This window comes from Streptomyces sp. NPDC047043 (assembly GCF_040644055.1).
Taxonomy (GTDB): Bacteria; Actinomycetota; Actinomycetes; order Streptomycetales; family Streptomycetaceae; genus Streptomyces.
The window spans coordinates 158,010-173,135 of sequence record NZ_JBEYVO010000012.1 but is presented as its reverse complement, the minus strand read 5'-3'; the positions used below and the strand labels follow the sequence as shown (position 1 = coordinate 173,135).

Genomic DNA, 15,126 nt, shown 5'->3' with positions numbered 1-15,126 from the left:
GCACCGATTCCGGAGCGTGCCCGGCAAGTCGCTCAGTGCCCGCGTACGAGGTACTGCCCGCGTACGTCGTACGGAACACAGTGCGGCTTGGGAGGCTCCCGGAAGAATGTCTGTCCCGGACGGGGACACGAAGCACCTCGCCATGGTGGGGTCGGGTGCAGACTTGAGGTTAACACTACCGGATCCAACAAACATTCCCCCTCTCGAAATCCGGCAACCGCGCGTGTCAGGTGGCAAGCGGCAACACACTCGCTCCCTGCGCGTCGAGGTCCAGCCGGTTCGCCGCCCAGCCCTCGCCTGCCAGATGGGCCACCTTGTCGGCACTGTCGGCGTCCGCCAGCGCGAGCACGGTGGGTCCCGCTCCTGAAATGACTGCCGGGACTCCGTCGGCCCGCAGTCGCTCCACCAGGGCGGCGCTCTCCGGCATGGCCGGAGCGCGGTACTCCTGGTGGAGACGGTCCTCGGTGGCGGGCAGCAGCAGCTCGGGGCGCCTGGTGAGGGCCTCGACGAGCAGGGCTGCACGGCCCGCGTTGGCGGCGGCGTCGACGTGCGGCACGGAACGCGGCAGCAGGCCGCGGGAGGTCTCGGTCAGGACCGGCTTTCCGGGCACGAAAACCACCGGAACGATGGAATCGGCGGCATCCATCCTGATCGCCCGCGCGGCGCCCGCCTCCATCCAGGAGAGGGTGAAACCGCCGAGCAGACACGCCGCCACGTTGTCGGGATGGCCCTCGATCTCGGTCGCGAGCTCGAGCAGGGCCGTGTCGTCGAGCTTCGACTCGCCGCCTATGGTCACGGCTCGCGCGGCGACGATGCCGGCGCAGATGGCGGCCGAGGAGGAGCCCAGGCCCCGGCCGTGCGGAATGCGGTTGGCGCACACGATCTCGAGGCCGCGCGGCTGCCCGCCGAGCAGGTCGAAGGCGGTGCGCAGGGAACGTACGAGAAGGTGCTGTTCGTCACGCGGCAGCGTCTCGCTGCCCTCACCCGCGATGTCGATGTGCAGCCCGGAGTCGGCGACCCGCACGACGACGTCGTCGTACAGCCCCAGCGACAGGCCGAGGGCGTCGAAGCCCGGGCCGAGGTTGGCGCTGGTGGCGGGGACGCGCACCCTGACGGCGGCGGCGCGGAACGCTGGACCGGCCATCGCTCGATGACTCTCCTTGAGCTGCGTGATTGTCGAAGACTTTCGATACGTACGGGAGGGCCCCGGGGGCCCGTGGGAACCGCTTCCCGGCCGCGGAGACGGCGCGGCACCCAGCCGGATGCGAGGCATATGCGGCGGGCGGGTTCAGTACAGCCTATCGAAGGAAGGTTCTGTGGCGACATAGGGCGCACAGGAGGCGCACGATGCGTACCGTAAGCCCCCTGTGCACCCCTCCCAGGGAATCCCCGGATGAGGACGCCCCGGGGAGGTGCGGGGTTGCTTCGTCAGGCGAGGCCGAGGCGGTCCGCCGCCGTCGCAGCGTCGACCGGGACGGTCACCGGCTGGGGTGCGCCGGCGACGGCCCAGTCGGGGTCCTTGAGGCCGTTGCCGGTGACGGTGCACACGATCTTCTGGCCCGGGTCGACCTTGCCCTGCTCGGCCGCCTTCAGCAGACCGGCGACGGAAGCGGCGGACGCGGGCTCCACGAAAACGCCCTCCTGCGCGGCCAACAGCCGGTAGGCGCGCAGGATTTCACGGTCCGTCACCTCGTCGATGAGACCGCCGGACTCGTCCCGCGCGGCGAGCGCGTACTGCCACGAGGCCGGGTTGCCGATGCGGATGGCGGTGGCGATGGTCGAGGGGTCCTTGACGACCTCGCCGCGCACGATCGGCGCACTGCCGGAGGCCTGGAAGCCCCACATTCGGGGGGTCCTGGAGGCGACGCCGTCACCGGCGTACTCCTTGTAGCCCTTCCAATAGGCCGTGATGTTGCCCGCGTTGCCGACCGGCAGGACGTGGATGTCGGGCGCGTCGCCCAGCATGTCCACGATCTCGAAGGCGGCCGTCTTCTGGCCCTCGATGCGCACCGGGTTGACCGAATTCACCAGCGCCACGGGGTAGTTGTCGCTCAGCGCGCGGGCGAGAGTGAGGCAGTCGTCGAAGTTGCCGTCGACCTGGAGGATCTTGGCGCCGTGCACCAGCGCCTGGCCCATCTTGCCGAGCGCGATCTTGCCCTGCGGCACGAGAACGGCCGAAACCATGCCGGCGCGCACGGCGTAAGCGGCGGCGGAGGCCGACGTGTTGCCGGTGGAGGCGCAGATGACGGCCTTCGCGCCCTCCTCCTTGGCCCGGGTGATGGCCATGGTCATGCCGCGGTCCTTGAAGGACCCGGTGGGGTTCGCGCCCTCCACCTTCAGGTGGACCTCGCAGCCCGTGCGCTCGGAGAGCACCTGCGCGGGCACGAGGGGCGTGCCGCCCTCACGGAGCGTCACGACCGGCGTGGTGTCGGATACCGGCAGCCTGTCCCGGTACTCCTCGATGATTCCGCGCCACTGGTGGGTCATTGCTGGTTACTCTCCTTCAACCCGCATGATGCTGGCGACACCCCGCACGGTGTCGAGCTTGCGCAGCGCCTCGACGGTCCCCGAGAGGGAGGCGTCGGACGCGCGGTGGGTGACGACGACGAGGGAGGCCTCGCCGTCCTTGCCCTGCTGCCGAACCGTATCGATCGAGACACCGTGCTCGGCGAACACGGTCGCGACCTGGGCGAGAACACCCGGTTTGTCCGCGACGTCGAGACTGATGTGGTAACGGGTGACGACGTCACCCATCCCCGACACGGGCAGCGCGGCATACGACGACTCGCCGGGCCCCGTTGCCCCGCTGAGCCGGTTGCGGCAGACGGCGACGAGGTCGCCGAGCACGGCGGAGGCGGTGGGTGCGCCGCCGGCTCCCGGCCCGTAGAACATGAGCTGGCCGGATGCGTCGGACTCCACGAACACGGCGTTGTACGCGCCGCGCACGGAGGCGAGGGGGTGGGTCAGGGGGATCATCGCCGGGTGCACGCGCGCCGTCACGGACCCCCCGTCCTCCGCGCGCTCGCAGATGGCGAGCAGCTTGATGGTGCAGCCCATGTTCTTGGCGGAGGCGAAGTCCGCGGCGGTGACCTCCGTCATGCCCTCGCGGTAGACGTCGTCGAGACGTACGCGCGAGTGGAAGGCGATCCCGGCGAGGATGGCGGCCTTGGCGGCGGCGTCGAAGCCCTCGACGTCGGCGGTGGGGTCGGCCTCGGCGTATCCGAGCGCGGTGGCCTCGTCGAGGGCCTCCTGGTAGCCGGCCCCGGTGCTGTCCATCTTGTCGAGGATGAAGTTGGTGGTGCCGTTGACGATGCCGAGCACCCGGTTGACCTTGTCGCCGGCGAGGGACTCGCGCAGTGGCCGGATCAGCGGGATGGCGCCGGCGACGGCGGCCTCGTAGTAGAGGTCCTTGTCGTGCTCCTCGGCGGCGGCGTGCAGGGCGGCGCCGTCCTGGGCGAGCAGCGCCTTGTTCGCGGAGACGACGGACGCGCCGTGCTCGAAGGCGGTGGTGATGAGGGAGCGGGCGGGCTCGATACCGCCGATGACCTCGACCACGACGTCGATGTCGCCGCGTTTGACGAGGGCGGTGGCGTCGGTGGTGATGAGCTCGGCGGGGATGCCCTCGCGGACCTTGGAGGGGCGTCGTACGGCGACTCCGGCGAGCTCGACGGGCGCCCCGATCCGGGCGGCGAGGTCGTCGGCGTGCGTCGTCATGATGCGCGCCACCTCTGAGCCGACAACCCCACAGCCCAGCAGCGCCACCTTCAGCGGACGCGTACGCATCATCCGACCTCGTTTCCTCTTACCATCTACGGTTCGACCAGTCTCACTCACCGGACGGGACTTTCTATCCCATGTCCGGATCGTGAGACATCTATTTCATTTGTACAGGGGCGGAAGACAGGAGATCTTCCACCCCCTCCTTCTTATTGGGTGACTCACCCGACGTCGAGACGCAGGAGGTCCTCCTCCGTCTCGCGGCGGACGATGACACGGGCCTCGCCGTCGTTCACGGCGACGACGGGCGGCCGCAGCACGTGGTTGTAGTTGCTGGCCATGGACCGGCAGTACGCACCCGTGGCGGGGACAGCGACGAGGTCACCCGGTGCCAGGTCGGCGGGCAGGAACGCGTCCTTGACCACGATGTCCCCGCTCTCGCAGTGCTTGCCGACGACCCGGGCGAGCATGGGCTCGGCCTCGGAGGTGCGGGAGACCAGGGCGACGCTGTACTCGGCGTCGTACAGCGCGGTCCGGATGTTGTCCGACATGCCGCCGTCGACGGAGACGTACGTACGCAGCCCGTCGAGGGGCTTGACGGTGCCGACCTCGTAGAGCGTGAAGGCGGTGGGCCCGACGATGGCCCGGCCGGGCTCGACGGAGATGCGCGGCGTGCGCAGCTTGGCGCCCTCGCACTCGCGGGTGACGATCTCGGTCAGTGCCTTGGCGATCTCGTGGGGTTCGCGGGGGTCGTCGTCACTCGTGTACGCGATCCCGAGCCCGCCCCCGAGGTCGATCTCGGGCAGCTCGACACCGTGCTCGTCCCGCACGTCCTTGAGCAGCCCGACCACCCGGTGCGCGGCGACCTCGAAGCCGGACATGTCGAAGATCTGCGACCCGATGTGGCTGTGGATCCCGACGAGTTCGAGCCCGTCGAGCTGAAGGGCACGCCGTACGGCCTCGGCGGCCTGCCCGCCGGCGAGCGGAATCCCGAACTTCTGGTCCTCGTGGGCGGTGGCGATGAACTCGTGCGTGTGGGCTTCCACACCGACGGTGACACGGATCTGCACGCGCTGCCGCTTGCCGAGGGACTGGGCGATGTGGGCGACGCGGACGATCTCCTGGAAGGAGTCGAGGACGATACGGCCGACTCCGGCGCGGACGGCCCTCTCGATCTCCTCGGTGGACTTGTTGTTGCCGTGGAAGGCGATGCGGTCGGCGGGCATCCCGGCGGAGAGGGCGGTGGCGAGCTCGCCGCCGGAGCAGACGTCGAGGTTGAGTCCTTCCTCGTGCAGCCACCGCACGACGGCACGGGACAGGAACGCCTTCCCGGCATAGAAGACGTCGGCGTCGTGGCCGAAGGCGGTGCGCCAGGCACGCGCGCGTGCCCGGAAGTCGGCCTCGTCGAGGATGTAGGCGGGGGTGCCGTGCTGCTCGGCGAGGGTCTTCACGTCGATACCGCCGACGGTGGCCACACCGTCCTCGTCACGCGTGACCGTCTGGGCCCAGACCTTGGGGTCGAGAACGTTGAGGTCGGTGGGCGGGGCGGAGTAGTGGCCCTCGGGAAGGACGTCGGCGTGACGGGGCCCGGCGGGGTGTGCGGAACGGCTCATCTTCTTGGCTGGCTCTCTAGAGGTGTTGGGGTGCGTCGATGCCGAGCAGGGACAGGCCGCCGGCCAGCACCGCCCCGGCGGCTTCGGCGAGCGCGAGCCGGGCACGGTGGGCGGCCGAGGGTTTCTCGTCACCGCGCGGAAGAACGGCGGGCAGGAGAGGCAGAACGGCATCGGCGACGGTGACGAGGTGCCGGGCGAGACGATCGGGCGCGCGGTGTTCGGCGGCACGGGCGAGGACGCGGGGATGGTCGGCGAGCACGGCGAGGAGCGGAGTGGCCGTGTCCTCCTGTACGTCTCCGGGCTCGGGGGTGAAGCCCAGGTCGGCGGCGTTGCGGCTGAGGGCCCGGGTGCGGGCGCAGGCGTAACGGACGCGGAAGAGAGGGTTGCTCTCGCGCTGGACCAGGTGGTCGGCGGTGATACGGGGCCGGTCGTGGGCGGCGGGATGGAGCAGGGCCCAGCGGGCGGCGTCGGGGCCGAGGGGGGCGGGGTCCTCGGAGGCTGGCACGGGCCGGAGGTTCACGGGCTCGCGGTGGTCGAGCTCGACGCGGCCGCCCTGGGAGCCGACGATGCGCACGAGGGCGTCGGCGACGACCTCGGCCCGGACGTCGTACGGGATGCGCAGCTCGACGACCTGACCGACGAGGGCGTCGCTGTGCCCGTAGGCCGTGCCCGCGTGGACGATCTCGCGGATGAGCGAGACCGCGGATGCCGATGCCGCCGCCCCCTGCAGGCTGATGTTGATGAACCCCGGCCCGGTGACGACGACGTCGGCGACACCGTCCGTCCGGGCGAGGTGCTGCCGCAGGATCTCGGCGACGCGCCGGGGCGGCTGCCCGGCGGGGCGGGCGAGCTGCAGGGCGATGTTGGTGGCGTAGTCACCACAGCCGCCGGGTCCGGGCGGCGCGACAACGACCCGTTGCGGCAGGGCCACGCTCAGCTCCCCCTCGTCGACAGCACAACGCACCGCGCGCAGCACGGTGCGGGAGAGCTCGACGGGGGTCACGGGACAAGCGTATGGGAGGAGGGGGGTGGGTAGGCGAGCCGGTTTGGGCGAGGGTCCGGGATGTGGGACGGAGGGTGGCCTGCGGACACGGCGGGAGCGGGTGGGGTGTGCGGGAGCAGGAGGGGTGTGCGGAGGCGAGTGGGGTGTGCGGGAGCAGGAGGGGTGTGCGGAGGCGAGTGGGGTGTGCGGGCGAGTGCGCGGTGGGCCGGGATCAGGCGCCGGCACGTCCGGCTCGCTCGGCCTCACCTACGCCGAGCACGCTGCCGAGTCCCGACGACGCGTCCCCTCCCCCACCCCTCGCGCTCCGCCCACTCCTCTTCCGCTCGATCAACTGCTGTACGAGGCGCACGAGTTCGGCAGGTTCGAAGGGCTTGGCGAGGAAGGCGTCGACACCGACGTCGAGGCCGGCCTCGACCTCGTAGGAGGTGCACGCGCTGACGATGGCGAGGGGGAGGTCACGGGTGCGCGGATCGGAGCGGAGCCGGGCGGCGGTACGAAGTCCGTCCAACCGGGGCATGACGACGTCGAGTGTGACGACGTCGGGCCTCACCTGATGAACCACATCCAGACACTCGGCACCATCGGCCGCGGTCACCACCTCGAAACCCTCCAGCTCGAGATTGACCCTGATCAGCTGCCGGATGACCTTGTTGTCGTCCACAACAAGCACCCGGCCCGACGCGCCTGGCACAACTCGAGAGTAGGTCGGGACCGGCCATCGCGTCCGGGTTTTCTCCACTTCTGGCTCGGGCGGGGGACGGGGGTGTGGGTCGGGAGGGCGGGGGTGGGGTTGTGTGCGCGGGTGGGGGTGCGTGGGGGTGCGGCGGTGTCGGAAATGGGGGCTACGTCGGAGTAGGGGGCGGGCGCTCGTGCAGGGGCGGGGTTGTCTTGCGCAGGGGACGGCCGGGCAATCGGTGCACGTGCGGGGGGGACTCTGCGCCCGGGTGGCGGGGTAACGGCGGGCCCTGCGGCGAGGGGTGACGGCGGGGGCGACGTCGGAAAACCCGTTCATGAACACCCCGGGACAGCTGGTAGGGTTCTACCCGTCGCCGCGCACACAGCGCAGCGGACACGCCCCCGTAGCTCAGGGGATAGAGCAACGGCCTCCGGAGCCGTGTGCGCAGGTTCGAATCCTGCCGGGGGCACTCGCCTTGGCCTGCATGATCGTGCGGTTGTCGGCGTAGGTGCCTGATGTGGAGAGCGGGATCCAGTCTGACTGGGTCCCGCTTTTTGGTGTTGTCGTGGGCTGATCGCGTCGCGCCTCTTTGTCCCTTTTCCAACGCAAAGGTCAGGGGCGGCCCCGGGTGGTGCGGGGGCGGGTGGGTGATGGGGGATCAAACGGGGTCTATATGATCGGCGTTCGCATGTGCGGGGGCATGCGTCGGGGCGGCAGTGTTGGGTTTCGGTTTGCATTGCTGTCTTCGCTCCTCCGTGTCTCGCGTCCGCTCACCCGACACCGAACGATGAGGAGAGGGGCAATGACCTACCCCGGGCCGCCCCAGAACCCCGGCAGTGCCGGAGGCTACGGGCAGCCGCCTCACCAGGCGCCCTGGCCTCAACCCGCCCCGCCACCTCAAGCCGCCCCGGCGCAGTATCCGGGGGTGCCGCCGCAACCGGCCGCGCCGCCGCAGTCGTACGGAGCGCAACCCTCGCCGTACGGGACACAGCCCCCGCAGTACGGGGCACCCGTGCCGCCGCCCGGCGCACCCGCATCGCCGTATGGTGCGCCGCAACCGGCCTACGGCGGTGTGCCCGGTGCTCCGCAGGTTCCGGCGCCTGCCCCGGGCAGGAGCGCGGGGCGGGGCTGTCTCGTCGGGTTTCTCGGGGTCGTAGGGGCTCTCGGCATGCTGGGTGGCGGGTTTCTCGTCAGTCACGCGTACTCGAATCACAGTCAGCAGATCACCAACCGCGGCGCCTACGGACCCGTCATGTGGCGTGACGAGCGGGCGGACACGCTCTTTCCCGCTGCGCTGTCCGCGCGTGTGGGCACCCAGTCGACGTCCGACGACAGCTCCCGGGCCGCGTGGCACCGTATCGGCATATCCCAGGACACCGACTGCTCGGCCGGGCTCAACGGCGTCACCCTGGCCGCGGTGAAGAAGACCGGGTGCGAGGCGGCGCTGCGGGCCACGTACGTGGACCCGACCGGCAACACCGTCGCCACCGTCGCGATCGTCGTGCTGCCCAAGGGCGAGGCCTCGAAGACCGAGATGACCACCTTCTTCGAGAAGGACGCGGACAAGCTCGATCCCGAGGTCGGGGTGAAGGCGTACGGCGTGCCCGGTACCGTCGCGGCCGGCTGGAGCGACGCGGACAGCAACGGCGGGGCCGGCATCACCGCCACCGACGGGTCCCTGCCGTACGTCCTCATCGCCTCCACCGGTGCCGTCGACGGACGTAAGGCGGGCCATCTGCCCGGTGAATGGGGCAGCCACAACTGGGACGCGGGCGACGACCGTGCCCCCTGGCGCGGTGCGGCCAAGTCCATCTGCGACGACATGAACCTCCACCTGACCGACCTGCTGCTGGAGGGATCCTGATGAGCGCGCGGCGCATCACCGTGGCCGTGACGGCGGCCCTGCTGACCCTTGCCGTGCCGGGCGCGGCGAGTGCGGCCGGGACGGTGCCGTGGAGCTGGGAGTACCAGTCGCTGGGGCTGGCCCAGGCTCAGCAGGTCGCACAGGGCGACGGCATCACCGTCGCCGTACTGGACTCCGGTGTCGTGGCCGACCATCCGGCGCTCGCGGGGAAGGTCACCACCGGGCCCGACTACATCGGGGACGGCCTGGGCACCAGCGATCCCAAGTACGGCGCCCACGGGACTGCTATGGCCTCGGACGTTCTCAAGGTCGCGCCGAGGGCGAGGATTCTTTCCGTCCGGGTCACCAATGACGACGACGAGAAGACGGAGTTCGTCAAGGGCGGCAGTCCCATCGCCAAAGGCATCGAGTACGCCGTCGACCACGGCGCCGACGTGATCTCCATGTCCATCGGGGGCGAACTCCTCGGCAACGACTACGACGAGGACGAGGCCGCCGCGCTCGCCCACGCCGCCCGGAAGGGCGTCCCTGTCCTCGCCTCGGCGGGCAACAGCGGTGACGAGTTCAACGACGCCCAGTACCCGGCGGCCTACCCGGGTGTGATCGCGGTCGCCGCGCTCCAGCAGGACGGCACCCGCGCGCCCTTCTCCACCGTGCGCACCTACAACGCGGTGGCCGCGCCGGGCGTCACCATCACCAGCGCCAGGAACACCGGTGGCTACGAGCCGATCAGCGGCACCTCGCCCGCGACCGCCCTCACCTCCGGCGTCGTGGCGCTGATGCTGTCCCACAACGGCAAGCTGACCCCGGCTCAGGTCCGTTCCATCCTGACCGGCACGGCCCGGCACCCGTCCGGGGGCCACGACCCCCTGGTCGGGTACGGCCCCGTCGACGCCGCGGCCGCGGTCCGGGCCTCGGCGAAGCCGCCCGCGGACAAGACCGCGCCCGTCGCCTACAAGGGCAAGGAGCACCTCGCCACTCCGGACGGCACCTCGAAGACCCAGCATCCTGCGCTGGAGACGGACCTGGTCGCCGTGGGTGGAGGTGCGGCGGGTGCGGGACTGCTGATGGTCGTGGGTGCCGTGCTGATCGGCCGGGCCGGTCGTCGGCGTGCGGCGACGCCGGTGACGATGACGGCTGGAGGGTACGGGGGCTGACCTTCTTGCCTTTGCGTCCCTTACGAGGGCTCCGCTGCGGACCGTGTATCGCGGTGAACTGCCGGTCAGCTACGGGCAGTTCTACGTGGAGAGCCGGGCCGACGCGCGTGGCGGGGATCGTCCTTGGCATCCCCCGTGCCGGGCAGAGCAACAGGCCGTGGCCATACCTGCACTGGTCGCCGGGGCGTCCACCTATGGCAGCGCCGGCCACCGCTGTTCACGGAAGTACGCCGACGGTTCCCGTGCATGGCAGTGAATCGTCGTCCCGACCAGCTACCGGGCGCCCGGATTCTGGTTGTCCCTGGTGATCATCACGAAAGATCCGATGCGGAACAACTCCCCACAGACGCTGCCTCGTCATGGCAAGGCGTGTGCCCGTCTCTACGTCAGTGGGGTGCGGCGGGCGAGTCGGTGTCACAACGTTACGAAATGAGCTTTCTCATGGCCGAGCAGCGACGTGAACCAGGATGCGATCAGGAACGGCCAGGCGGGAACTGGGTGTTTCTGGCGGGGGGGCGCCATCGTCGTGTCTCTCGCCGTTGGAGGGCCGGCTCGTTGGGGTTGGCGGGCATGGGTGGCGAAGACTTGTGCGCAGAGGATCGAGCGTAAGTAACCCGACGGTGTCCCGCAGGGCCGTGGCAACGCATACGTCAGGCTGTGCGTTTGCGGGATGTCGTCTTCTTCGCCGTCGTCTTTTTGGCCGCCGTCTTCTTCGTCCCCTGCGTCGACTTCGCCGTCTTGGCCGTCTTTGCCGTCGACTTCTTTGCGGAGGCCGTTGTTTTCTTCGCTGTTGTCTTTTTCGCCGTCGACGTCGACTTCTTTCCTGTGGTCTGTTTCGGGGTGGCACGGGCCGACTTGCGGGCCGGTAGGCGTCTCACCTCCGCCTCCTCCGGCTCCTCGCCCCGCGACTCCTTCGCCGCCTTCACGCTGTTCTCCAGTGCCGCCATCAGGTCCAGGACCTTGCCGCCCCGTGCCGGCTCCGGAGCCTCCGGGGGTGCCTCGCCTGCCGCCTTTGCCGCTACGACCTCCTCCAGGGCCTCGCGGTACTCGTCGTGGAGTTCGGCGAGGTCGATCTCGCCCAGGGTGTCCATCAGGGCGTCCGCCAGGTCGAGTTCCTTGTCGTTGACCTTGACGTTCGTGTCGGGGGCGACGCCCTCCGGGGCGCGGACCTCGTCCGGCCACAGCAGTCCGTGCATGGCGATGGCGTCCTCCACCACCCGGAGCATGCCCAGGCGTTCCTTGCCGCGGAGGGCGAACTTGGCGATCGCCACCTTGTTGCTGCGTTTGAGGGCCTCACGGAGCAGCGTGTACGGCTTTGCCGCGGGGGCGCCGCCCGCCGCCAGGTAGTACGCCGCGTCCATCTGGAGCGGATCGATCCTGTCCGCCGGCACGAAGGCCACGATCTCGATCGTCTTCGCCGTCGGGAGCGGCAGGTGGGACAGGTCCTCGTCCGTGATCGGGATGATCGTGCCGTCCGCGTCCTCGTAGCCCTTGCCGATCTCCGACCCGCTCACCTCCTTGTCGTCCAGTTCGCACACCTTGCGGTAGCGGATGCGGCCGCCGTCCTCCGTGTGGATCTGGCGGAAGGAGATCGAGTGGGTCTCGGTGGCGTTCACCAGCTTGATCGGGATGCTGACCAGGCCGAACGAGATGGCCCCGTTCCATATGGATCGCACGTGCAGCACCCTTTCGATGTGTTTGCGTCATTCACGCCGTTCTGGTGGCGTTTGCGTGAGATTCTCATCGTATGACGCCGATCACAGAGGTGGAGGGGAGACGGCTCGCGCTCAGCAACCTCGAGAAGGTGCTGTATCCGGGCAGCGGGTTCACCAAGGGGGAGGTGCTGCACTACTACGCCACCACCGCCGAGCATCTTCTCCCCCACCTCCGCGACCGGCCCGTCTCCTTTCTGCGGTATCCCGACGGCCCGGGCGGGCAGGTCTTCTTCGCCAAGAACGTGCCTCCCGGTACGCCCGACTGGGTCACCACCGCCGAGGTGCCGCGGATGGAGGGGCCGGCGCGGATGGTGCTCGTACAGGATCTGGCCAGCCTGATGTGGGCCTCGAATCTCGTCACCGAGTTCCATACGCCGCAGTGGCTCGTCCAGGATCCCGGCGTCGCCGACCGGATCGTCTTCGATCTCGATCCCGGGGCGCCCGCCACCGTCGTCGAGTGCTGCCAGGTCGCGCTGTGGCTGCGGGAGCGGCTCGCCGCCGACGGTGTCGACGCCTTCGCCAAGACCTCCGGGTCCAAGGGGCTGCATCTGCTCGCCGCCGTACGGCCGACTCCGTCCGAGCAGGTCAGTGAGTACGCCAAGCAGCTCGCCGTCGAGGCCGAGCGGGCCATGCCGCGGCTCGCGCTGCACCGGATGACCCGGAGTCTGCGGCCCGGGAAGGTGTTCGTCGACTGGAGCCAGAACGCCGCCCGCAAGACCACCGCCACGCCCTACACCCTGCGCGCCCGGCCCGAGCCCACCGTCTCCGCGCCGGTCACCTGGAGCGAGGTCGAGGAGTGCGGGGCGCCCGCGCAGCTCGACTTCCGGGCACCCGACATCGCGCCCCGCCTCCAGGACTACGGCGATCTGCTCGCCCCGCTGCTCGACCCCGACGGCGCCGCCCCGCTGCCCTGAGCCCACAAGCCCGCAGCCCGCAATCGGCAAGAAGACCCCGCCACCGAGGCCGACCCGTCCTTGGAACCGCTGCCGCGCACACCGCCGTACCCGATTCGCCGACTACAACCGTGACGTGGTCAACGCCCGGGAACCAGCTCGGACGGCGCATCGGGCACTGGACTTTCACGCACCACTTCCAGCCCCTGCGGTAGCGGCTTCGCGTTCAGCGGGTCGGTCAATCACGGGGAATCCCCCAGTCCGCCCCCGCCCCGGGTGCACCCTGGCTCCAACCAGAACCAGCAAGGGGGGCACCCCATGACAAAGGAACAGCATGGACCATTAGCACCACCCGGCCGCACCGTCCGCCGCACGCTCGTCGTCGGCCTGACGGTGCTCGCCCTCGGCGCCGTGCCGTGGGCGTCCTCGGCGGTCGCCTCGGCGCCGGCCAACGCGGCACCCGGCCCCGGTGTCATCAACGACTGGAGCGAGACCGCCGTGGCCGTCGTGAACGGCGACGCCAAGCGGCCCGGGGCCGAGCAGGCCCTCTGGTACGGCTTCATGGGCGCCGCCGTCTACAACGCGGTCGTCGGCATCGAGGGGCGGTACGCCGAGTACAAGTGGCATGCGCGCGGCCCGCGCCGCGCCTCCTCGGAAGCGGCCGCCGCTGCTGCCGCCCACCGCATCCTGCTCACGTACTTCCCGGGCTCACAGGCCCGCGTCGACGCCGCCTACACCGCCTCGCTCGCCAAGATCCCCGACGGGAAGGCGGAGGACCAGGGCGTCGCCTTCGGCGAGAAGGCCGCCGCGCGGATCGTGCAGCTGCGCAGGGACGACGGGCGGAACGCCCCGGTGACGTTCGACAAACCGCCCGCACCCGGCGTCTGGCGCCCCACCCCGCCCGCCAACGCGCCCATGGTCGACCCCTGGCTCGCGAAGCTGCGGCCGCTGCTGCTCGACTCGCCAGATCAGTTCCGGCCCGGCCCCCCGCCGAAACCGACCTCGAAGACCTACACCAAGGACTTCAACGAGGTGAAGGCGATGGGCGCGAGGACCGGATCGTCCCGGACCGACGCGCAGACCGACACCGCGCGCTTCTTCAGCGATGTGCTTCCGGTGCAGTTCCAGGCCGCCCTGCGCGGGTACACCCAGCGGCACGGCCTGGACCTCGTCGACGCCGCCCGGCTGTCCGCCGCCACCTGGACCGCGACCGCGGACGCCCAGATCACCGCCTGGAACACCAAGCTGACGTACGGGCAGTGGCGGCCGATCACCGCCATCCAGCTGGCCGACACCGACGGCAACCCGGCCACCACGCCGGACCCGTCCTGGCTGCCGCTCATCGACACGCCCGCCTACCCGGACTACATGAGCGGCCACTGCAGCTTCGACGGCGCCGCGGTGGCGGTCCTGTCCCGTCTGACCGGCGGCGACATCGATCTGCGTATCTCGTCGGCCGTCACGGGCACCACACGTACGTACGCCAGTGCGCGCGACTACAACCGGGACGTGATCAACGCCCGGGTCTGGGACGGTATCCACTTCCGGACCAGTGACATCGTGGCCAACCGTGTCGGCACGCACATCGGTGCCTTCACGCTCGACCACTACTTCGAACCGGTCGGGTGAACCCGTCAGGTACGGGTCACACCCGAGACCACGTCTCCCTGTCCCGCGCCATCGCGTGCAGCGCCTCCACGTCGGCGGGCTTGAGTACGCCGCCGAGGCGGGCCAGGTCCGCGAGGTCCGTGTCCTGCAGGATGCGGACCTCGCGGAGGGGGGTCGTGATCGAGACGTCCGCGGGGCCCGCGAGGGCCAGGACCGGGTGGACCTCCGCCGTCAGTGCGTACGACGCCCGGTCGGCGTCGGCGCGGACGCGGCGCAGCAGGGGCTGCGGGTCGCGGCGGCCCAGGGAGACCATGGGGTCGGCGACCGTCACCCGCTGCTTGCGGGCGTGGAGGGTGTGCAGGGCGAACAGGCCGCCCGGGCCGATCACCAGGTGGTGGACGCGGTCGCCGCCGGGCAGCGGGATCGAGTGCAGGGTGTGCCAGCCCGCGCCGTCCAGGCGGTCCAGGGCCTCGCCGACCGCCTGTTCCGCCGCCAGGGCCCGCCGGCGCGGATCCGGTCGCAGCCGGTGGGAGGAGGCGGGTTCCCGCTCCAGGGCGACCAGCAGCGCCTCGCCGGGGCGGTTGGGCGCCAGGTCGTCGTCGGGGTGGAGGGAGAGCCGGGCCAGCTCGGCCGGGGTCGGGACGGGCGGCGGGCCGACCGTCACCCGGCCGGTGATGAAGGGGCCGAGGGCCTCCAGTACTCCGTCCCTCTCGTCCTCGCTGAGCAGGTTGACCCTGGCTGCCTCACGGTCGTACCAGGCGACGTTCCGCCCGTCCGTGAAGCACACGTAGAGCCGTTCCTGACCATGCCTCCAGGTAGGTACGACGCGCAGTCCGGTCATGAACCATCACCCCTTGACCATGGGAACAGGCGGGGTGCT

Annotated in this window: 12 protein-coding genes and 1 tRNA gene; 5 read left to right on the top strand and 8 right to left on the bottom strand. The window is 70.4% G+C overall.

Going from position 1 to position 15,126, the window contains the following annotated elements; all coding sequences use genetic code 11:
• Positions 1-226: 226 nt before the first annotated feature.
• The 6 genes from thrB to ABZ880_RS20575 all read right to left on the bottom strand — a co-directional run bounded on the left by thrB (position 227) and on the right by ABZ880_RS20575 (position 7,072).
• A complete protein-coding gene (gene thrB / locus ABZ880_RS20600; protein ID WP_361264703.1) occupies positions 227-1,144 on the bottom strand; it encodes a homoserine kinase in 918 nt (305 codons plus the stop codon).
• Between the two features lie 284 nt (positions 1,145-1,428).
• The gene (gene thrC / locus ABZ880_RS20595; protein WP_361264700.1) at positions 1,429-2,487 is read right to left on the bottom strand and encodes a threonine synthase; all 1,059 of its coding nucleotides are present in this window, start codon (positions 2,485-2,487) and stop codon (positions 1,429-1,431) included.
• A gap of 6 nt (positions 2,488-2,493) precedes the next feature.
• Positions 2,494-3,786: a homoserine dehydrogenase gene (locus ABZ880_RS20590; protein ID WP_361264698.1), complete on the bottom strand. Its 1,293-nt coding sequence runs from the start codon at positions 3,784-3,786 to the stop codon at positions 2,494-2,496.
• A gap of 152 nt (positions 3,787-3,938) precedes the next feature.
• A complete protein-coding gene (gene lysA / locus ABZ880_RS20585) occupies positions 3,939-5,330 on the bottom strand; it encodes a diaminopimelate decarboxylase (protein WP_361264695.1) in 1,392 nt (463 codons plus the stop codon).
• A gap of 16 nt (positions 5,331-5,346) precedes the next feature.
• On the bottom strand, positions 5,347-6,333 hold the full coding sequence (nrtL, locus tag ABZ880_RS20580) for an ArgS-related anticodon-binding protein NrtL (RefSeq protein WP_361264693.1): 987 nt from the start codon (positions 6,331-6,333) through the stop codon (positions 5,347-5,349).
• Between the two features lie 211 nt (positions 6,334-6,544).
• Positions 6,545-7,072, bottom strand: coding sequence for a response regulator (locus ABZ880_RS20575; protein WP_361264691.1), 528 nt, complete (start codon positions 7,070-7,072; stop codon positions 6,545-6,547).
• Positions 7,073-7,406: 334 nt separating this feature from the next.
• On the opposite strand from ABZ880_RS20575, the gene ABZ880_RS20570 reads away from it, so the two are divergent.
• From ABZ880_RS20570 to ABZ880_RS20560, 3 genes are all read left to right on the top strand, one after another.
• A tRNA-Arg gene (locus tag ABZ880_RS20570) sits at positions 7,407-7,478 on the top strand.
• Positions 7,479-8,261: 783 nt separating this feature from the next.
• Positions 8,262-8,873, top strand: coding sequence for a hypothetical protein (locus ABZ880_RS20565; RefSeq protein WP_361264689.1), 612 nt, complete (start codon positions 8,262-8,264; stop codon positions 8,871-8,873).
• Positions 8,873-10,030: a S8 family serine peptidase gene (locus tag ABZ880_RS20560; RefSeq protein WP_361264686.1), complete on the top strand. Its 1,158-nt coding sequence runs from the start codon at positions 8,873-8,875 to the stop codon at positions 10,028-10,030. The genes ABZ880_RS20565 and ABZ880_RS20560 overlap by 1 nt, the downstream gene beginning before the upstream one ends.
• Before the next feature lie 650 nt (positions 10,031-10,680).
• On the opposite strand, the gene ABZ880_RS20555 is transcribed toward ABZ880_RS20560, so the two are convergent.
• On the bottom strand, positions 10,681-11,715 hold the full coding sequence (locus ABZ880_RS20555) for a Ku protein (RefSeq protein ID WP_361264684.1): 1,035 nt from the start codon (positions 11,713-11,715) through the stop codon (positions 10,681-10,683).
• Between the two features lie 62 nt (positions 11,716-11,777).
• On the opposite strand from ABZ880_RS20555, the gene ligD reads away from it, so the two are divergent.
• The gene (gene ligD, locus ABZ880_RS20550) at positions 11,778-12,659 is read left to right on the top strand and encodes a non-homologous end-joining DNA ligase (protein WP_361264682.1); all 882 of its coding nucleotides are present in this window, start codon (positions 11,778-11,780) and stop codon (positions 12,657-12,659) included.
• A gap of 297 nt (positions 12,660-12,956) precedes the next feature.
• A complete protein-coding gene (locus ABZ880_RS20545; RefSeq protein ID WP_361264679.1) occupies positions 12,957-14,267 on the top strand; it encodes a vanadium-dependent haloperoxidase in 1,311 nt (436 codons plus the stop codon).
• 16 nt (positions 14,268-14,283) lie between these two features.
• On the opposite strand, the gene ABZ880_RS20540 is transcribed toward ABZ880_RS20545, so the two are convergent.
• On the bottom strand, positions 14,284-15,087 hold the full coding sequence (locus ABZ880_RS20540; protein ID WP_361264676.1) for a nuclease-related domain-containing protein: 804 nt from the start codon (positions 15,085-15,087) through the stop codon (positions 14,284-14,286).
• Positions 15,088-15,126 lie beyond the last annotated feature (39 nt).

Coding starts and splice junctions, on each gene's coding strand:
- ABZ880_RS20560 (WP_361264686.1), top strand. CDS start 8,873: ATGAGCGCGCGGCGCATCACCGTGGCCGTGACGGCGGCCCTGCTGACC.
- lysA (WP_361264695.1), bottom strand. CDS start 5,330: ATGAGCCGTTCCGCACACCCCGCCGGGCCCCGTCACGCCGACGTCCTT.
- thrC (WP_361264700.1), bottom strand. CDS start 2,487: ATGACCCACCAGTGGCGCGGAATCATCGAGGAGTACCGGGACAGGCTG.
- ABZ880_RS20545 (WP_361264679.1), top strand. CDS start 12,957: ATGACAAAGGAACAGCATGGACCATTAGCACCACCCGGCCGCACCGTC.
- thrB (WP_361264703.1), bottom strand. CDS start 1,144: ATGGCCGGTCCAGCGTTCCGCGCCGCCGCCGTCAGGGTGCGCGTCCCC.
- ABZ880_RS20540 (WP_361264676.1), bottom strand. CDS start 15,087: ATGACCGGACTGCGCGTCGTACCTACCTGGAGGCATGGTCAGGAACGG.
- ABZ880_RS20565 (WP_361264689.1), top strand. CDS start 8,262: ATGTGGCGTGACGAGCGGGCGGACACGCTCTTTCCCGCTGCGCTGTCC.
- ABZ880_RS20590 (WP_361264698.1), bottom strand. CDS start 3,786: ATGATGCGTACGCGTCCGCTGAAGGTGGCGCTGCTGGGCTGTGGGGTT.
- ligD (WP_361264682.1), top strand. CDS start 11,778: ATGACGCCGATCACAGAGGTGGAGGGGAGACGGCTCGCGCTCAGCAAC.